The following is a 19594-nucleotide window of genomic DNA, read 5'->3' as shown; positions in this document are numbered from 1 at the left end:
TTAGAGAATTAGACTAATTTTTCTTTTGCTATCACAATCCCATTATTATCAGCATAGATAAAATCACCAGATTGAATTGTGACTCCACCAAAATACAAATTAATATCTACCTCACCAATGCCCTTACGATTACTTTTTTGTGGAATTGCAGCCAATGCATGTACTCCCAAATCTAAGGTCGAAAGTGCATCAACGTCTCGTACACAACCGTAAATCACCACACCATTCCAGTTGTTTTTAACTGCTGACTCAGCAATCAAATCACCCATGAGTGCACAGCGCATAGATGCACCACCATCCACAACTAATACTTTACCTGTACCATCTGTTGCCAATAACTCTTTTACACGTGAGTTATCTTCAAAGCACTTTACTGTTACAACCTGTCCCCCAAAAGTTTTACGAGCTCCATAACTTTGAAAGAACTTGCCATCCATTGATGGGATTACAACCTGTAAGCCTTTTTCAGGGTTATCATCTAATAAATCACATGTTACAAATGGTACTGTCGACACTTTAATACTCCCTTATCGAGTTTGTTGTATGCTCAGATTATCATATCGTTTAAAGGCTTCAATTTGCGTTAGCGCCGCTACGACCATCGTATGAGCCAATTGCTCGGCAGTTACTGGCTTATATTTGAATGGCTTTTGAAATTTATTCTCAATAAGTTTAAATAGACTCTGCCCTAAGTCTTCAATAAACCGTACATCGCTGCGTTTACCAATCAGTAAAGACGGTCTAAAAATAGATAGTTTTTCGAGTTCTAGACTCTCAATATAATCTTCTAACTGTCCTTTCACTTTATTATAAAAAATTGGAGAATTTGCATTTGCTCCAAGGGCACTTACTAGCAATAGATGAATATGTTTATCTTGCACTAAATCTGCTAAATGAGCATTGATTTCATAATCTACAGCGTAAAAAGCCTGTTTTGAACCAGCCATTTTTAATGTTGTTCCAAGACAGCTAAATGCATGGGTATGGCCATTCACATCTTCATCATTGAGTAATAAAAAATCCTCTATAACGAGTTGAGTAACTTTTTTATATGTATTAAGTAGTTGTGATTCTTTTCTGACCACAACAGTAATCGCTTCAAATTCCGGAGTTTGCTCAAGCTGTTCGACAAGCGCTAAACCCACAAGTCCCGTAGCACCTATCACGATTGCTTTTTTAGTACTTATAGTCATTTTTTATCCAACCCTCTTTAAGTTTGTATCAAATTTAACCTTTTCTTACCGTTTTAGCAGCCCCTAAAACCGCTTAAAATGCTCGCAAGGCTTGACTTCACGGTGTTGATTCATCACAATATGGCACTTGTTTACGGGCTGGTGATGGTTACACCAGTTTACTGAATTGACCACAGCCCGCCCAGACCAACTTATTTTCAAGGAGTGCAAGAGTGGCAAACTCTGCTCAAGCTAAAAAACGTGCGCGTCAAAACGTTACAGCGCGTAAACACAACGCAAGCTTGCGTTCTATGGTTCGTACCTACATCAAACGTACTTTAAGTGCAATCGCTGGTGGTGATTATGCTGTTGCTACAGAAGCTTACAAAAAAGCTGTTCCTGTAATCGACCGCATGGCTGATAAAGGCATCATCCACAAAAATAAAGCTGCTCGTCATAAGAGCCGTTTAAATGCTCAAGTTAAAGCGTTAGCTAACTAATTTGAACATGTAAAAAAAGCCCAATAGGGCTTTTTTTATTATCTATCGTTTTTGAGCTTATAGCACTTTATGAAATTTAGCTACATTCAGCTCATAGGCTTTTCCTCTCCAAATCCACTTTAATTTACAATTTGGAAACTCTTCACCTTCAAACCAGACAAATAATCCTTCCATCATTTCCGGCCAGTCTTCTTTCTTAATTTTATTTTCGCCAGAAATTACAGCAACAATTGCTGCAATAATCGTGTCATGACTCACAGCTAAACTAAGACCGCCTTTAGTTTTTGGATGAGTTCGGTAAATAAGCTCTAGTACATCTAAAACACCCGTAATAGGATGTTTCATACCCGGTAATGCATTATTTACAAAACTATTAATAAAGCCTAAAGCGCCCTGCTTTTTAAAATAAGGAGCAGCTTGTTGTATATCCAACACAAAGCTACCTGGTTCAACAAGTAGCCCTTGCTCAATAATTTCAATCGTATGAGTATTTGATTGAGGACTTACATCGTCAGCCCCTTCGATCATGAGCGCAGCCGTATCGACACAGCGTTGTATTGGACTTGAAATACAATGCTGAATAACACGATCTGTATTTTTGATTAAATAATTACCCCATGCCTGCGCAAGCTCACGTCCTTGAGGAGTAAGTTGGAGATCATAACCAGCCAAGCCCTGCCCATCTACAAGTTCTCTTAAAGAATGGCGCGTAAATAAGGTTACAGGAGTTGAAGCATCGGGCAATAAATCAATTGCTTCAAACATACTTTTAGGCAATAAATCGAGTGCCATCTTTATCTTGTCATCTTTTTTCAATACTTTGCCACTATAACATGTCTGGCATAACTCTCAATCTATAACACCTGATTGGGCTAATGCTTCAAATGCTATTTTTTTGCTTTCCTGATCACGAAAAGCGATAAAGCCCTTATTTAAAACCGTGTTTCTTTGGTTATATTCAAAAGGTTTTCCATCCAGAGTAAGTAAACCACCGCCTATACTTTCTAACAGACCTTGACCAGAACTTGTATCCCATTCAGAAGTAGGATGAAAGCGTGGGTAAATATCTATTTCACCTTCTAACATCATGCAAAACTTATAGGCACTTCCTGCTTCTCGTCGAATAATGCGATGTTCTTTTTCTATAGGTTGAATAAATTTTTGGTATTTTGGATTTTTACTACCGTGACTAAGTCCTATTTGTATAGGGGCATCTAACGAAGTTGAATTGACCTGATATTGATACCATTGTTGTTGGCTAAAGCTATATTTAAAAGGTAAATCTTGCAGATATCCTAAGTACACAACTTGTTCACATGGCACAGCAATAACTGAGAAAACTGTTTCTTTGCCGTTGATCAAGCTTAGATTGATCGTAAATTCATCACGTTCATGTATAAACTCCTTCGTACCATCAAGCGGATCTAACATCCAACAAGTAGACCAGTCATGACGGGCACTATAATCACTTTCTTCAGACAATACAGGCAACTCTGGAGTAATCTCTGCAAGATGCTTTAATAAAAATCTATTTACCTTTAGATCTGCTTGGGTTACAGGTGAATCATCTTGCTTTTCATGAATAGTAAACTCATAACCCGCAGAATAGTTTTGATATTCTTCTAGTAAAATCTGACTCGCCTGTTCCAGAATCGGCAGAAGTTGATTAATTAAATTATCCTGTGGGCGCGTAGTTGTTATAAACATAAATATGCTCTACATAGTTTCATTTCTATTATAAGTGAATTATGAACAATTCCATATTCGCCAACAGTTTGATTTACTAAAATAGTAATTTATCTTAATCATTAGGCCGTTGCTTTCCACCTATACTATTTAGTTAATATGAATAATTATATTATTTATAAAAGCCTTTATTCCGTACAAAAAACACTCTATAAGTTATGAAAAATAAACAACTTAAATCAGATTTATCCATTTCCTTTTCATATATTTCTTGGTATGTTCAAGGACACAATAACAAGATGGAAGAAAGTGCACATGATGCTATATGGATATCATTTCTCGACAATAGAACATAACTGGGAAGACCTTAAGCCCTTAAATGAGTTTCTACAAACATTTGCAGATGATGATGGTGATGTCTCAACACGAGATAAAGAATCACTCAAAGAAATCATAGCGAAATCTGATACAGCTTTAGCTCTCGCTAGAGAAATGGGTTGGGATGGTAGCTATACAGGCTGCCCTTATCTATTCTGGTTACCAAGTAAAAATAGCCAATCTTTTGAATATGGTTTTGTATTTAAACAGACCTCAGATAATACAACTTTTGTGATTTCACCGATTGAATTGAGCTATTTAGCTGAAGATTCCGAGGTACAAACATTAAGTAAAGATATTGAATAAGTGATATAGGTTATTGATTCAAATTTGACATCAATAACCTCATCTTAATTTTAGATAGATTAGTCAAACATGCTTAACTGAGGTGTAGGTTTTATAATTTTTTCTTTTGGGACATGAGAGCATTCAAACTCTTCAACTGGAAAACCTTCGATAAAGCTGGAAATATCTGGTGATTCTAAACTTAACCATTCATCTAGTCGGTCATGTGGAATCACAATAACTGATCGTTTAACATCACCCGGCTCATGAAAGTCTTTCATCATTGGATGGTCTATAGCGTCCATGGTCAACATGCTTGCAGAACGAATAATCGTTTCATTCATTTTGCAAATTTCATAGATTGCTGCAATAAAAAAAGCCTGTCCATCTTTACGGCGCACCCCCCACCGCTCTGGCTTATCATTTATATACTTACTTTCATAAAATTCGGACACTGGAATCACACCGAATTTACATTTAAGTGCGGCTTCTTGAAAGCTAGGTTTTTGGAAAATAGTCTCATGACGGGCATTGTAGGTATGTTTTGCTATATTTGTATCTTCAGCCCATTTAGGAACCAATCCAAACATCACTTCGCGCCATTCAAACCCTTGTGATGATTTGAATAATAGTGGCATTGTTCCAGCAGGATAAACCTCTTCGGCATAGCTAAAGCCGACCACAGGCAACTGAAGTTGCTGTAATTGGGCAAGCGTTAAAGGTTTAAAATTGGCGCACATAGCAAGAATAAAATACTCCACATTTACTTCTTTTATTTTATAAGTATTTACCGCATAACCCAAATAAAAAGGCACTCGAAAGTGCCCTTAACGACATAACTTTACGCTCATGAAACGTGTTGAATCCCTTGAGGAATCGACTGTAATAGTCGTTTAGTATAATCATGTTGAGGATGTGCATAGAGTTCATCTGAATTGGCTATCTCTACAACCTCGCCATGATTCATGACCATGACCTGATCAGAGATATATTTCACAACCGATAAGTCATGTGAAATAAAGATATAACTCAGCCCAAACTCATCTTGTAAGTCTTGTAATAAATTAAGTACTTGTGCCTGAACTGAAACATCCAAGGCCGAAACGGATTCATCACAAATCAAAATTTCAGGCTTTAGCGTTAAACAGCGTGCAATGGCAATACGTTGACGTTGTCCACCTGAAAACTCATGCGGATATCGGTAGTAAGCTTGTTCAGGCAGATTCACTCGCTCAAGCAGTCCAAGGGCAATTTGTTTACGCTCTGCATCATCTTTACCAATGTTATGAATTTGCATAGGCTCTAATAAAATCTGTCCAATGGTAAAGCGTGGATTAAGAGACGCATAGGGATTTTGAAAGATGATCTGGATTTTCCGTTGATATTTAGCAAACTCTTTTTCAGTTAATGAAAGAATATCTTTACCTTCGATGAAAGCTTGCCCACCAGATGCTTGATGTAAGCGCATGAGTAATAGCCCAACAGTCGTTTTACCTGATCCAGACTCTCCGACTAAACCCAAAGTTTTACCCTTAGCCAGCTTAAAAGAAACTCCTTTTACGGCCTGAAACTCTTCTTTGCCAAATAGACCTTTACGGCTATAAAAGCTTTTTTTCAGGTCTTTTACTTCTAAGATGATTTTCTCCTCACCAATTAAACCACGTTTGCGCTCGGGAATTTCTGAGACATCAAAACTTTGTTCGACCAATACATCGTCTTCTTGACGCATAAAATCGCTCGTTACAGGCAAACGATAAGGTCGTTGTGACATTTGCGGGCGGCAATATAACAAAGCTCTCGTATATACATCTTTAGGTTGTTCAAGAACCTGTTCAGCAGCACCTTGCTCTCTAATCTCGCCATGACGCATTACAATGACTTTATCTGCAATTTCACCGACCAATGCTAAATCGTGGGTAATAAAAAGCATCGACATTTGACGGCGCTTACGCAATGACTCGAGTAAATCAATAATTTGTTTTTGAATCGTGACATCAAGGGCCGTAGTCGGTTCATCGGCAATGAGCAGTTTAGGCTCACACGCAATCGCCATAGCAATCATGACACGTTGTTGTTGACCACCCGAAAGTTGATTTGGATAGGCGTCAATTTTAGTTTCAGGTGAAGGAATACCTACTTCTTTAAGCAACTCTAAAACGCGTTGTCGAGCCTGTTTACGGCTCAACCCCATATGCAAACACAACACTTCTGCAATTTGATTGCCAACCGTAAAAACTGGATTTAATGATGACATCGGCTCCTGAAAAATCATGGCTATGTCTTTACCACAGATTTTGCGCATATCTTTACGAGATAAGCTCAGTAAATCTTTGCCTTCAAATATAATTTTACTTTGCTCATCAATTTTACTCTGACCTACAGGCAACAATCCCATAGTTGCCAAAGAAGTAACCGATTTACCACTACCCGACTCACCTACTAAAGCAACCGTAGTATTTGCAGGAATATCAAAAGTAATTCCTTTTACGGTTTCAATATATTGCTTATCTTCACCTTTAAAACTTACTCGTAAATTTTTAACATGCAGTAACGGCACATTCTTATTTTCTTGTTCTAACATTTGACCTTCCTCTTATTTTAGCTTTGGATCTAACGCATCACGAAGTGCGTCAGTAAACATTGAAAATGCCGTAACCAAAACAGCCATTGCGACAGAGGCTGCTACAAGCTGCCACCATTTGCCTAAAAGAAGTTCACTTTGTGCTTCATTTAGCATACTCCCCCAAGACACTACGCCTACTGGCACACCGAAGCCTAAGAAACTCAAGATGACCTCAGATTTAATGAAAGACACCACCAGAATTGACATTTGGACCAAAGCGATATGGCTGACATTTGGGAAAATATGAATGAACATACGGCGGAAGTGACCAACACCAATTGCTTTGGCAGCAAGAACGTATTCACGTGCAGTATGTTTCATATATTCTGCACGAATTAATCGATAAACACCCGTCCAGCCCGTTAAACCTAAAATCAGAACAATAGACAAAATACCTTTTTGTTGAAGTACTGCAGCAATCGCGAGAACTAATAACAAATATGGAATTGAGGTAAAAATGTTATAAAACCAGTTGAGAATATCATCAACCCAACCACCGAAATATCCAGAAATTGCGCCTAAAAGTGTACCAATTCCTACTGCAAGTAAAGCCGATATCACCCCAACAATAATTGAAGTTTCAGCACCTTTAATAGTTTTCTTTAAAACGTCCTGTCCCCATTTATCAGCTCCAAACACAAGGGTACTTTTCAGTTCTGCTTGTTGATCAAGTAAATGTCCTCCAAGTTGCTGATCGATCGCTTTCATATCATCGGCTAATGGGTCAACTACACCATAATAATCAATTGCACTTCCAGAGCTCTTTTCTTGTTTAATTTCAGCCTTAAGCTTATCAATTACATCTTTTAAAGGATCGACTGGATTTTCTGGTAACTCTTCTTCAATCGCTGCCGCCTTTTGCCCTGCATCTGTTGTCTTATCTGCCCCTATAAATGTAGGCGGTGCATAACTTACGGCTACCTCTTTATTCCAGTCAGATGCAATCACGCCCGTCATTGATAGAACCAAGATAATAAAATAAAGCAATACAATCACTAGCGATGACATTGCGATCTTGTCGGCCCGAAGACGACGCATGGCAAGTTTCCATAGGCCAGATGAATGAGCTTCGGCTTTTGTTTGTTGTTTTCTTTTTGATAAAACGCTCAGCATAGCCCACCTACTTCAACTGTACACGTGGATCAACCACTTTGTAGACCAAATCGGCAATCAGGTTAAAAATCATGGTTGCAGCTGCGATGTAAACTGTAATTGCTTTAATAACAGGAAAATCACTCCGCTCAACTGCAATAATCACCTCTCGACCAATCCCAGGAATACCAAAAAAACGTTCAATTAAAAATGCGCCTATGAGCAATGCAGGTAAAGTTGACATCACATCGGTAATAATGGGAATTGAAGCATTACGCAGTACATGTACACCTAAGATTCGACTTTCCCCCACACCTTTAGCACGTGCTGTTCGAACATAGTCCTGATTAATTTCATCAAGCACAAAGCTACGATATAAACGTAAAGTCGGTGCAATACTCACCACCAACATGATTAGAATTGGTAGTAAGGCAAACTTAAATAAATTATCAGTAAAGGTGTCGCTCCAGCCTTGCACAGGAAACCAACTTAGCTGATACGCCAGAACATATTGAAAAACGATGATGTAAACTAAGATGCTGATCGACATGCCAATAGTACATAGCATCATGACCATACGGTCGGTTAGAGAGCCCCGTACCGCAGCAACAGCTAATGCCAAAATAATTGAAATAACCGTCTGTAAAATAGTCAGTGGGATTAAAAGCGTAAGCGAGGGTCCTAATCGGGTTAAAATAATTTGAGAAACAGGTTCGCCAGTACTCCAACTTGCACCATAATCAAAAGTCAGTATTTGTTTAATGAAAATCCAGAGCTGAACGTAATAAGGCTGATCGACACCTAACTGTTTACGAATGTTTTCAATCTGCTCAGGATTAGACATCTTGCCCGCTAAAATATAAGCAGGATCGCCACCTACCCAGTTAAAAAGAATAAAAATAAGTAAGACTACCCCCAACATAGTTGGAATCATCTGCCATAACCGCCGAATAACATATGCCAGCATAGTGATAATTCCTTATTTAACCCGTTGTCCGGTAATTTCGTTAAAGAATGCTTTATTGTCAGGATCACGACCGAGGAAATCTTTAACTAATTCAGCTGCTGGTTTTTGGCTACCTTGCGACAAAATGGTTTGACGGTAACGTTGCCCTACTTGTGGGTTATTAAGGTTATCCCCATAAGCAGAAAGCATGTCTAAAGCTAGAACCTCAGACCACATATAGCCGTAATAACCTGCTTGATAACCGCCCATCAAATGCCCAAACTGCCCCGGAAATTCGGTTGTTGGTACATAACCTAAGGCTGTAGCAGCTTCCATTTTTTGCCAATTTTCTAAAGGTTTTACTTTTAATGCATCGGCAGTATGCAATGACATATCATACTGTGCATAAAGAGTTTGACGCGCATAACGCAAGCCACGACCATAGTTATGTACAGCTTTTAAACGGGCAATTAACTCATCGTCAACACGTGGGCAGGCTGGATCGCAATAATCGGCCACTTTAGATAAGGTTTCTTTACGGCGTGCCCACTCCTCATACATTTGAGATGGTGCCTCTACGAAATCACGTTCTACGGATGTTCCAGACTGACTCGCATAACGTGTATTTGACAAAATGCCGTGTAGAGCATGACCAAACTCATGAACAAAAGTTTCAAGCTCGTCACTGTTTAAACCTTTACGGTTAAAATTGGTGACCAAAGCCGACACGGGTAATCGATTGGTTAATGTGCTGCCACCGTATACCCCCCAAACAGCAGCATGGCCATATTTCCCTTCACGAGGGAATTTATCCATATATAAGCCGCCAAGGAGTTTTCCTGTTTTCTTATCAACTACATCGTAATATTCAACTTCATCCTGCCATGCTTTAACTTTGACAGGTTTGAAATCAATACCATAAAGGTCAGATGAAATGGCAAACAACCATTTTTGAGAAGCTAAAGTTGGAAAATAATCACGAAGTTTTTCCTGATCGATCTGATATTTGCTCTTACGAAGTTTTTCACTCCAATAAGCTTCACTCCAACGTGTTATCTCGGTTTTTTCTAATGGCGTTTTTAAAGTTTCTGCTTTAAATGCTCGGAGTTCTTCTACTTCTTTACGCTCTAGTGGTGCTACTGTTTTTTGTACTTCTGCCAAAAACTGATTTACAGCTTCGGGCGTTTTTGCCATGCGGTCTTTTAAAACCCAATCTGCATAACTTGCTTTTCCAAATAACTGTGCAAGCTCATAACGCAAATCAATTGCCTGTTTAAGTAGTTTTAAATTTTGTTCAGTACCCCGTCGAGTAAAGGCAATTTGGTATCTTTTCCGGGCATCATCATTATCTGCCAACTCCATAAAAGGACGATATTCCGGATATTCAAAACCTAATAAATAATTGCCTTTAGCATTTTTCTTTAATGCTGAAATATAAGTTTGAGGTAAGCCTTTCATCTCTTCAGGAGTAAACTCAAGTTTTTCTGGATTATCACGGACATTACGGGCATATTCTTGTTCGAGTTTAGTCAACTCATCCAGAATAGCTTTCATTCGTGCACGCTTTACTGGCTCAAGTTGAACACCTGTGTCTTCAAACTGATCTAAAATATCTTGACGATATTTTTGGTCTATCGGATCAGTAGCTTTTGTATTCTTAATGACGTTATATAATTTTGAATTTTGAAATATATCAGTATGAAACTGATTAATTTTGATTTCACAGTCTTCTGCTGCCTTACGTAACTTTGCATCTGGGTCTACGTTACTATATAGACTTATAGGACCTGAGAAATCTTCAAAATGCGCAAAAATTTTATCCCATTTTGCCAATATAGGTGCCGCTGCTGCATTATCTTTAACAGGTGTTTTTTCAAAATTTGAAATCTCTTTCTGAATCTTTTTTAAATTCGCATCACACCATGCTGGAAGTTGCTGTGCTTTAAGTAATGGCAAAATAGGACGTGTTGTCTCTGCCATTGCAAACTGACTTACACCTATGGTCAACATACATAAAGTTGTCATTTTCAGTGCATTATTTTTCATCGTATCTCCAATTTTTTTCATTTAATGATTAGATTTAGTATTTGTATCAATATCAAAATACATCCACTCTGCATGTAAAATTGGATGCTTCTTATATCCAATGATTTTTGGTTGAGCCAGCATATTCCGGTAGCGTGCATATGAGATTTGAACAGGCATATAAACTTCTAACAACCGTGTCATTTTTCGATAAAGTGCATCTCTCTCAGGACCTGCTTGCATTTGTTGCGTTTGGCGATACAACTGATCAAACTCTGGTGTAGAACCACAAGACCAGTTCGTCATATGTGTATTAGGTCCATAAAAATTCTGCATAAAATTATCCCCATCTGGATAATCGGCTATCCATGCAGAAGACCCGAACATCCCGTCGCATTGTTTTTGCGCACGAATAAGATCTGCAAAAAGCATGGGTTTAAAGACCATACGGATATTCAAACTATCAAAATTTTTCTTCCAGAGTTCAGCGCTTTGCTGCCCAATACTGTCACTACGCGCCATATATTCAATGACCAGAGGTTTCCCATCTGGTTGTGTACGCCAACCTGAGGCATCTTTTTTATAGTGATATCGATCTAATAGTAAATTTGCTGCTTTCACAGAATATGGGGTACTGGTTCTGTATTGAGGGTCATTACCCACTACACCTGGTGGAATTGGAAAATGTAGACGCTGTGCATCATCATTTCTTACTAGTTTAATTTCTTGATCTATCGAACGAGACATCGCTATCGCACGGCGTAAAGCAATTTTCTCTTTACTCATTCCCCCAACAACTGGATTTTTAAGATTCCAATAAATATAGCTAATTTCGGGGTCAACAATGCGAGATAACTGCACACCTTCTTTAGCAAGTTCAGGTCTTAGTTTGCCGTCTTTAACCGCTTTTGCGACCAGTTGGCCTTCAAGCTGAAATATATCAACCTCACCACGCTGAAATGCTAGCCACCGCGATTGGTTTTCTTCCATTACCTGAATATCAATTGTGCCGATTTGAGGCATTTTTTTACCTTTAAGTCGCTTCACAATTGCCTGATCTTCAGGGCTGCTGGCATTAAAGTTCCAAGTAAAACCCCGATAATCAGGATTCGCTTTTAAAACAATGCGCGATGCTGGTACCCACTTGCTCAGCACATAAGGACCTGTACCTACAGGATGGCCCATAACATAACCGGCTTTGTCTTTATACTTTTCGATAACTTCGCGTGCCACAGCACCTGTCGGGTCATGGGCCAGTAATAACGGAAAGTTATAGTCTGGCTTAACTAAACGAATCACCAAAGTGTATTTATCAGGTGTTTGTAAACCACTTACCTTTTGATCATAGTTAAATTTTCCGGACTTATTGGCTGCTTTCACTAAAGCATCCATACCTTCAATTTTGTTTTCTAATAACCAGCTATTTGGAGAGCGCAGATTCGGGTCCAATAAACGCTTAAAAGAGTACGCATAATCATTGGCTGTTAATTCTCTAGGTTTGCCTTTAAAAACAGGGTCTGGTGTAAAATAAATTCCCTTCTTAATGCGAATGGTATAGGTCAAACCATCGGCACTGACTTCTGGCATAGCGGTTGCTATTTGCGGAATAAGTTTTGCCGGCCTTGCTAAATAATCATAGGTATATAGAGTTTCAAATATCGAAGTGGTTACATGCGCCGAATATAAATCATGGATATAAGCCGGGTCGAAACCTGTCTCAGCTGTTGGAAATACGTAACGTAAAACTTTATTCGGATCGGCTGGACTTTTCGCAAAAATACTTGTAGATCCCGTTAAGGCCATACTAGCGAATAGCAAGCTGATACTACAATGCTTGAGCTTTTGTTTTAAATTTTCAGTCATCATGATCTTTATCTAAAATTATTTTTTAATAGGAGTAATATCAAGATATTGCCAGTTTGTATTCATCATAGGATGAGGTTTAAAACCCTGAACTTGTGGGCGTATCAACCAGTTACGAATACGGGTTAGATGAACGATCCATGGATTATCAGCTTCAATCTGGCGATTAAGTTTTTCATAATATGGCAGGCGTTGTTGCGGTGGTAAATGAATGGCCTGAGTATAAAGGGCATCATACGTTTTGGATTGATAACAAGCATGGTTCCCCTGCCCAGCATTTGGTCCATAAAGCAACTGTGCAAAATTATCTCCTTCAGGATAGTCAGCAATCCATGCCCCACTCCAAATCATATATTTACATTGAGTTGCGGCTTTTAAGTTATCTGCAAAATTACTTACCTTAAAGTCCACTCGAATGCCAATTGCATCCAGATTCTTTTTCCAGAGTTCGGAGTGAATAACTGAAGCCGAGCTATTTTCTGTATTGATTTTTAAAATCAAAGGTTTCCCGTTTGGCTGGGTTCTATAACCATCAGCACCTTTTTTATAACCATAATAATCAAGTAATTTATTTGCTAGCAGCGGGTTATATCCTACGCTACTTTTATATTTCGGATTATAGCCATTCACACCTTCAGGTATAAACATTTCAGCCCGAACAGCTTGCCCTTTATAAGCCTGTTTTATACTTTCTTTTTGGTTGTACGACAAAGTAATTGCTCTACGAAGAGCGATCTTTTCTGGGCTAAAACCACCAATCACCGGATCACGCATGTTCATCATCGTATAGGTAATTTCGGGTTCCTTATATGGGAAGTGTTTAATTCCTCTCTTCTTAAAAGAAGCTTTAAGCTGATTTCCATCTAAAGCTTGAGGAACAGCATCTGCGGTAAGTCTGTCAAAGTCTAGTTGACCCGACTGAAAAGCTAACCATCTTGACTGTTGTTCTTCAATAATACTGACCACCACCTTTCCAATTTGTGGCATTTTCTTTCCAGACATTTCCTTAACAAGCTGGTTATCCCAAGGTGTTCCTGTCGACTTAAAGTTCCAGACGAAACCACGATAATCAGGATTAGCAACCAACTCGACCTTACTTCTTGGTACATACTTACTTAACATATAAGGGCCAGTACCTACAGGATGCATACCAATACGGTCACCGTAATAATCGACAACCTCTTTAGCAACTCCGCCAAAAGTAATATAGGCAAGAATGTAAGGAAAATTATAGTCTTGGCGAGTTAAAGTAAATTGTAGCGTATATCGATCAAGCGCTTTAATTCCTGCGATTGGAGCAGCATAATCAAATTTTCCAGTTTTCTTTGCTTGGGCTACAACCGCATCAGCACCTAGTAACTTACCATCAATAAATGAAACAGACGGTGCTCTATTTTTAGGATCTAGAATACGTTTAATTGTATAAACATAGTCTTCAGCCACTAACTCACGGCGTTTACCTTTAAAAGCGGGATCATTGGTAAAATAGATACCTGACTTAATTCTAAAAGTATAAACTTTACCGTCTTGTTCCACTTTAGGCAGGCTCTCTACTGTATAGGGAGCTAACTGTAATGGACGTGCCAGATAGTCATATTTGAGTAAAGGCTCAAAAATTGCTTCAGCAATATTAGCACTATAGAAATTGGTGGTTTTAACCATATCAAAGCCATCATCTGGGGCTTCATAGGCAACATGCAAAATTTTGTTTGGTTGCGCTGGCGTAATTGCGTAAGCACAAGGAACTGATGTAATAGCCAGACTTAAAATGGCGAGCTTAAAAAATTTTAATTTCAAGTTCATACCCACGTAATTAGTTTTTTAAAAGATATTATCCTTTTGAGTAACATCTAAATCTGCATAAGAAAAGTTCTTTTTCAACAGATAGGCCTATTTAGGATTTAAAATTCACTTTCCTTTATCATCTTTTTATTTGATCAAATGGAAAAATAAACTTAAACACCTAGTGTTTTGTAACTATTGAATATAAAGCGAATTTCATGCCACTTATTAATATCCATATTAAAATATTTAAAAATATTAAAAATTCATATTTTTATTAGATACTTAAAAACGGTTGAACTATATAAATAAAAGTAACTTTTTGCCAAATATTATATTTGCATATGTTAATCATCTAATACCTTAAATGCACAAATAAAATACATTAAAAATTAATTATGTTCCACATTAGATCAAGCTACCTCCACACATAACCACTATTCAATATATTGATTTATAATAAAAATATAACCAAAAGACATAGCAATAAATATTATAACATTACATATAAAAAGGTTCTAAAACGATACATTTTTATTTATTAAGCATGTGAAGAGTCCAGCAATGTATATTTTTTATACAAAAAAATTTGAAACTTTTGGCCAGCGCTCAAAAATTTTCCAAACGGAAAATTTATTTTTGTTTAATAAAAGATAAACCTTCGTACTGAATCATAATAAAATCAATATATATCAATATTTTGCATAAACTAAAAAAAGAAAAATATATAGTTGGCACTTGCTTTGCTTAAAAACTTTCCAGCAATATCGCTAACGACAACAAAAAGGGATCAAATCCACGATGAAAAAAAAATACAATGTTCGATCTCAGGCAACCCCCAAGATCAGCAAAACAATTCTTAAATTAAGCACCCTTAGTTTAAGTATGATGTGTCTTACCCTGGCACAGGCAGCAGAAACTGAACAATCAAGTACTGATGAAAAACCAACAAAAGTCGTAAAAGTTGCCGTTACAGGTTCTTCAATCAAAGGAGTTGCAGCACAAAGTGCGTCGCCAATCACCGTGGTGAAAGTTGATGAAATCTTAAAACAAGGGGTAACAACAACTGAAGAGGCTTTGGCAAAGATCAGTGCAAACCAGTCAAATTTTGTGACTGCAAGTAACGTAGGCGCAAGTAGGACTGTGGGTTCAGCAGCGAACCTTAGAGCTTTAGGCGCCAATAAAACACTTGTTTTACTTAATGGTCGTCGATTAGCTGCAAATGCCTATGACAGTGGCGTTACCAACTTAAATATTATTCCACTCGCAATGTTAGACCGTATTGAGGTTTTACGAGATGGTGCCTCTTCCATTTATGGCACTGATGCAATTGGCGGGGTAATTAACTTCATTACCAAAAAACAGTTTACAGGACTTAATCTGACTGCTGGCTATCAAAAACCAGAACAAAAAGGCGGTGAGCAACAAGACTACAGTATCTTTGGCGGCTTCGGTGATTTAGACGAAAATGGCTACAATGTTTTTGGTGTTGTGGACTATCGCAAAGGCGACGATGTCATGGCCAAAGATCGTAAAGTTAGTCGACGTGGAGGCATATTACCTGAATTAGGAATCCATAAAACTAGTAGTGGTTCATTCCCTGCCAATGTACCTGGATTAGGTAATCCCTATGCATCTACAGGTTGTGGTAATAACCCTCTAGTAGAGACTGATGGTCAAATTTGTAAATATAACAGCCAAGCAGTAATTGGTATTGTTCCAAAGACAGAAGACATCTCAGCTATGGGCCGAGCTACTTTTAAATTAAATGATAATTTTAACGCGATTGCAGAATATTTATATGCAAGAAATGAAGTTACAACGTCAGTCGCACCAGATGTATTTTTTGATTTGACGCTTGACCCTAGTAGTAAATATTATCCAGGTAAAGGTATTACTCCAGCTTTAGCAGGCGCTACTGGAACTATCCCTCTATATTTGCGTTCACAATCAGGTAATCGTGTAAGTAATAGTATTAATCAATCACATAGAATATTTGCTGGTATTGAGGGTGAAACTCATGGTTGGGACATTAACTCCGGCGTTACCTATGCTCATAGTAGTGCATCGGATGCAGTAGTAAGTGGCTATTTAAACTTTGACAAAACACAAGAAGCTTTAAACAATGGTATTTTAAACCCATTCGGACCGCAAAGTCCTGAAGATGCCAATGTATGGAACCAGTTAGGTGTTGAAGGTAAATATTTAAAAGCCAATCTAGATACAACTACAGTCGATTTCACTGCAAGTAGACCTATATTTAAATTACCAGCAGGAGATGTGGCTTTTGCAGTTGGAGCAAGCTATCGCTATGAAGATTGGACTTCAAAAGTCGTTACTGATGTTGCCCGAGTTGCACCTAGTACAGGTGTCGATCCTGATGAGCCAGTAAATACTGGCGATCGCAATATTAAATCGGTATTTACCGAATTTCATATCCCCCTTCATAAAACTTTAGAAGCTCAAATCGCTGCTCGTTATGATGACTACAACGATTTTGGCGATACGTTTAATCCAAAATTTGCACTTCGTTGGGAACCTATTAAACAGTTAATGTTCCGTACGACTTATAGTACGGGCTTCAGAGCTCCAACACTTTGGGAAGTGAATGGACCAAACTCCGTAACCAATACGGGTGGATACTATTATGATCCCGTACTCTGCCCAGGGAATGTCTTAAAACCAGGTGGTGTAAGAGAACGTGATTGTAATATGCAATTTGATAGACAAAATGGGGGAAATAAAAGTCTTGATCCGGAAGAGTCAAAGTCTTTTACTGCTGGCTTAGTATTTGAACCAATTAAAAATTTAGCCTTGACTCTCGACTATTTCAATATTGAAGTAGATAAGCAAATTGCTACGCTTTCAGAAACTGCTATTTTTGATGACCCTGTGAAATATGCAGACAAATTTGTACGTAATCCTGATGGCTCATTAGATTATATTATTACAACACAACAAAATTTAGGTGGAATTAAAACATCTGGTTTCGATGTGGGCTTAAGTTGGGTTTCTCCAATGACTGCTACAGGTCGTTTTGGTTTCAATATTGATGGAACATATATTACGGATTACAAATATCAAGCCGAGCAAAATGGTGAATGGAAAAGTGTTGCAGGCACTTATAGCGGTCTAGACTACCAAGCTATTATTCTTCGCTGGAAACATACTGCAAACCTAAATTGGAATTATGAGAATTGGGCTTTAAACCTACAACAAAATTTTTCACGCGGTTATGAGGATCAAAATTCAAGTTCTTCTGTTAAGGCAGGCTATCGAAATCACAAAGTGAGCGACTATACAACCTATAATATTTCAGGCACATACAAAGGCTTTAAAAATCTAGAAGTTACAGCGGGCATTAAGAATATCTTTGATGAAGACCCACCAGCTTCAAATGTTGGCGACAACTTCCAAATGGGATATGACCCACGTTACGCAGATCCTTTAGGACGTACTTACTTTGTACGAGGTACATATAAGTTCTAAATGGTTGTTCTGCAAATATAACTCTCAACGGTTAGTTTGCAGAACAAATACTCATTCTTAGCCAAACAGTTATTTTAAAAATTGTTTGTCTACAGTTTCAGGAGTAACTATGGGCATGACTTTTACAGACATAGAAAATAAATCTGCCAAACACCTAATTGGTATTGCTGCAGTTATTTTTCTGCATCTTCTTGTTGCCTATATTCTGATGTCAGGTTTAGCAAACAATATTCAAAAACCAGCAGAAAAACCTGTGGAATTACAAATTATTCAGGATATTAAGCCACCTCCTCCACCAAAGCCGGAAGAACCGAAACCAAAGGAAAAACCGCCTGAGCCACCAAAAATGGTAGAAAAAGTTGCCAAGGTTCCTGAGCCTCCTAAACAAGTAGAGAAAGTAGCAACACCGGTACAAAAAACGACACCAGTGGCTCAACCGACTAAAGCGGCTACCCCAGCTCCTGCGGCACCTAGTACACCATCTCCAAGCCCTGTTGCCGCACCTGCTCCAGTGGCTGCTGCGCCGGCACCAAAACCAGCTGGTGTAAGTCGTGGTGTTTCAGAGGGTTCTGCTGGCTGTGAAAAACCAGAATATCCACGAGAAGCACTTATGAATGAAGAACAAGGTACGGTGCGCATACGTGTTTTAGTTGATACTTCCGGCAAGGTTATTGATGCCAAAGTAAAAAAATCGAGTGGCAGCAAAATTTTAGATAAAGCGGCAACTAAAGCTTACAGCTTATGTACGTTCAAACCAGCAATGAAAGATGGTGTACCTCAGCAAGATTGGTATGAAATTGAATATCCATTTGTAATTGAATAAACAATTGAATTAGCAAGAAATTAAAAAATATTGGAGATATATGATGAAAAAATCAACTCAACCGTTAGTTCGTTTCGCTTCTGCAAGTCTAATCGCAGCTTGCTCATTACTTCCATTAAGCTCAGTTTTCGCAGAAGAAACAAGCAATACTCCTGTGGCCACAGCAACTACTGAAGCTACGTCAAGCACAAATACTCCAACTCCACCACCGAAACCCGCAACGAGTGAAACTGTTAAGAACCCTTATGGTCTAGAAGCCCTTTGGCGTGAAGGTGATTTAGTTGCTAAGTCTACCTTATTTATATTAGTGCTCATGTCGATTGGAACTTGGTACATCATCATCTCTAAACTATTGCAGCAAGGTAAAGTCAAACGCCAAGGCAAAGAAGCTGAAAAACATTTCTGGGAAGCCACTTCCCTTGATAATGCTGCAGAAGCTTTAGAACAAAGTAGTGCTTATCGTTTTATTGCTGAAAAAGGCATTAATTCAACTAAATCACACGGCGGTTCTTTACTTGAACGAATCGATTTTAATACATGGGTGAGCATTTCAATTCAACGCGCAATTGAAAAAATACAAAATCATTTAGGTGGTGGTTTAGCCTTTTTAGCCACGGTAGGTTCTACTGCACCATTTGTTGGACTTTTTGGTACGGTTTGGGGAATTTATCACGCATTAACAGCCATTGGTATCTCAGGTCAAGCATCTATCGATAAAGTTGCAGGCCCCGTTGGTGAAGCTCTGATTATGACAGCGATTGGTCTTGCAGTCGCAGTACCTGCTGTACTTGGTTATAACTGGCTTACACGCCGTAATAAAGCCGTTATGGAAAATGTCCGTTCATTTGGTTCAGATTTACACGCGGTTTTATTAAGTGGAGAAATTAATACCAATAATTCAGTTAATCGCAGTATTAAATAATCGGGAGC

16 protein-coding genes and 1 pseudogene are annotated in these 19594 nt (G+C 38.3%); 6 read left to right on the top strand and 11 right to left on the bottom strand.

Annotated features, from left to right (window positions below):
* Positions 1-8 precede the first annotated feature (8 nt).
* Together rraA and JGE69_RS04595 are read right to left on the bottom strand one after the other, a co-directional pair.
* On the bottom strand, positions 9-515 hold the full coding sequence (gene rraA / locus JGE69_RS04600; protein WP_199112456.1) for a ribonuclease E activity regulator RraA: 507 nt from the start codon (positions 513-515) through the stop codon (positions 9-11).
* Between the two features lie 12 nt (positions 516-527).
* Entirely contained in the window at positions 528-1193 is a 666-nt protein-coding gene (locus JGE69_RS04595; protein ID WP_017399521.1) for an NAD(P)H-binding protein, read from the bottom strand.
* Positions 1194-1405: 212 nt separating this feature from the next.
* On the opposite strand from JGE69_RS04595, the gene rpsT reads away from it, so the two are divergent.
* Positions 1406-1672, top strand: a complete 267-nt coding sequence (rpsT, locus tag JGE69_RS04590) for a 30S ribosomal protein S20 (protein WP_002117906.1) — start codon at positions 1406-1408, stop codon at positions 1670-1672.
* A 57-nt stretch (positions 1673-1729) separates the two neighbouring features.
* Here the strand turns inward: rpsT and JGE69_RS04585 are convergent, their stop codons facing one another.
* Both JGE69_RS04585 and JGE69_RS04580 read right to left on the bottom strand, forming a co-directional pair.
* Positions 1730-2464 (bottom strand): histidine phosphatase family protein, encoded by a 735-nt coding sequence (locus JGE69_RS04585; RefSeq protein ID WP_002117975.1) that lies wholly within the window; start codon positions 2462-2464, stop codon positions 1730-1732.
* A gap of 57 nt (positions 2465-2521) precedes the next feature.
* The gene (locus tag JGE69_RS04580; protein WP_199112455.1) at positions 2522-3379 is read right to left on the bottom strand and encodes a 3'(2'),5'-bisphosphate nucleotidase CysQ; all 858 of its coding nucleotides are present in this window, start codon (positions 3377-3379) and stop codon (positions 2522-2524) included.
* Positions 3380-3673: 294 nt separating this feature from the next.
* Here JGE69_RS04580 and JGE69_RS04575 point away from each other — a divergent pair, with 294 nt between their 5' ends.
* Complete coding sequence (locus tag JGE69_RS04575; protein WP_017399519.1) at positions 3674-4042, top strand: hypothetical protein; 369 nt, start codon at positions 3674-3676, stop codon at positions 4040-4042.
* Positions 4043-4101: 59 nt separating this feature from the next.
* On the opposite strand, the gene JGE69_RS04570 is transcribed toward JGE69_RS04575, so the two are convergent.
* From JGE69_RS04570 to JGE69_RS04540, 7 genes are all read right to left on the bottom strand, one after another.
* Positions 4102-4761 carry an SOS response-associated peptidase family protein gene (locus JGE69_RS04570; RefSeq protein WP_199113229.1) on the bottom strand — a complete coding sequence of 220 codons (660 nt, stop codon included), beginning with the start codon at positions 4759-4761 and terminating at the stop codon, positions 4102-4104.
* 107 nt (positions 4762-4868) lie between these two features.
* The gene (locus JGE69_RS04565) at positions 4869-6602 is read right to left on the bottom strand and encodes an ABC transporter ATP-binding protein (RefSeq protein ID WP_199112454.1); all 1734 of its coding nucleotides are present in this window, start codon (positions 6600-6602) and stop codon (positions 4869-4871) included.
* A gap of 12 nt (positions 6603-6614) precedes the next feature.
* Positions 6615-7757: an ABC transporter permease gene (locus JGE69_RS04560; RefSeq protein WP_014206615.1), complete on the bottom strand. Its 1143-nt coding sequence runs from the start codon at positions 7755-7757 to the stop codon at positions 6615-6617.
* A gap of 7 nt (positions 7758-7764) precedes the next feature.
* On the bottom strand, positions 7765-8703 hold the full coding sequence (locus JGE69_RS04555; RefSeq protein ID WP_000881922.1) for an ABC transporter permease: 939 nt from the start codon (positions 8701-8703) through the stop codon (positions 7765-7767).
* A gap of 12 nt (positions 8704-8715) precedes the next feature.
* Positions 8716-10749 (bottom strand): M3 family metallopeptidase, encoded by a 2034-nt coding sequence (locus JGE69_RS04550; RefSeq protein WP_199112453.1) that lies wholly within the window; start codon positions 10747-10749, stop codon positions 8716-8718.
* On the bottom strand, positions 10750-12573 hold the full coding sequence (locus JGE69_RS04545) for an ABC transporter substrate-binding protein (protein WP_199112451.1): 1824 nt from the start codon (positions 12571-12573) through the stop codon (positions 10750-10752).
* A 15-nt stretch (positions 12574-12588) separates the two neighbouring features.
* A complete protein-coding gene (locus tag JGE69_RS04540) occupies positions 12589-14379 on the bottom strand; it encodes an ABC transporter substrate-binding protein (RefSeq protein WP_199112449.1) in 1791 nt (596 codons plus the stop codon).
* Positions 14380-14540: 161 nt separating this feature from the next.
* Here JGE69_RS04540 and JGE69_RS04535 point away from each other — a divergent pair.
* The 4 genes and pseudogenes from JGE69_RS04535 to JGE69_RS04520 form a co-directional block, all read left to right on the top strand.
* Positions 14541-14633, top strand: a pseudogene (locus tag JGE69_RS04535) (hypothetical protein); the annotation flags it as partial.
* Between the two features lie 520 nt (positions 14634-15153).
* Entirely contained in the window at positions 15154-17841 is a 2688-nt protein-coding gene (locus tag JGE69_RS04530; protein WP_199112447.1) for a TonB-dependent receptor, read from the top strand.
* Positions 17842-17950: 109 nt separating this feature from the next.
* A complete protein-coding gene (locus JGE69_RS04525; protein ID WP_199112445.1) occupies positions 17951-18664 on the top strand; it encodes an energy transducer TonB in 714 nt (237 codons plus the stop codon).
* 40 nt (positions 18665-18704) lie between these two features.
* Positions 18705-19586 carry a MotA/TolQ/ExbB proton channel family protein gene (locus tag JGE69_RS04520; protein ID WP_199112443.1) on the top strand — a complete coding sequence of 294 codons (882 nt, stop codon included), beginning with the start codon at positions 18705-18707 and terminating at the stop codon, positions 19584-19586.
* The last annotated feature ends 8 nt before the right edge of the window (positions 19587-19594 follow it).

It is taken from the genome of Acinetobacter sp. C13 (assembly GCF_016809775.1).
Taxonomy (GTDB): domain Bacteria; phylum Pseudomonadota; class Gammaproteobacteria; order Pseudomonadales; family Moraxellaceae; genus Acinetobacter; species Acinetobacter pittii.
Note: the sequence above shows the minus strand (reverse complement) of the source record. Positions and strands in the feature narration are given on the sequence as shown.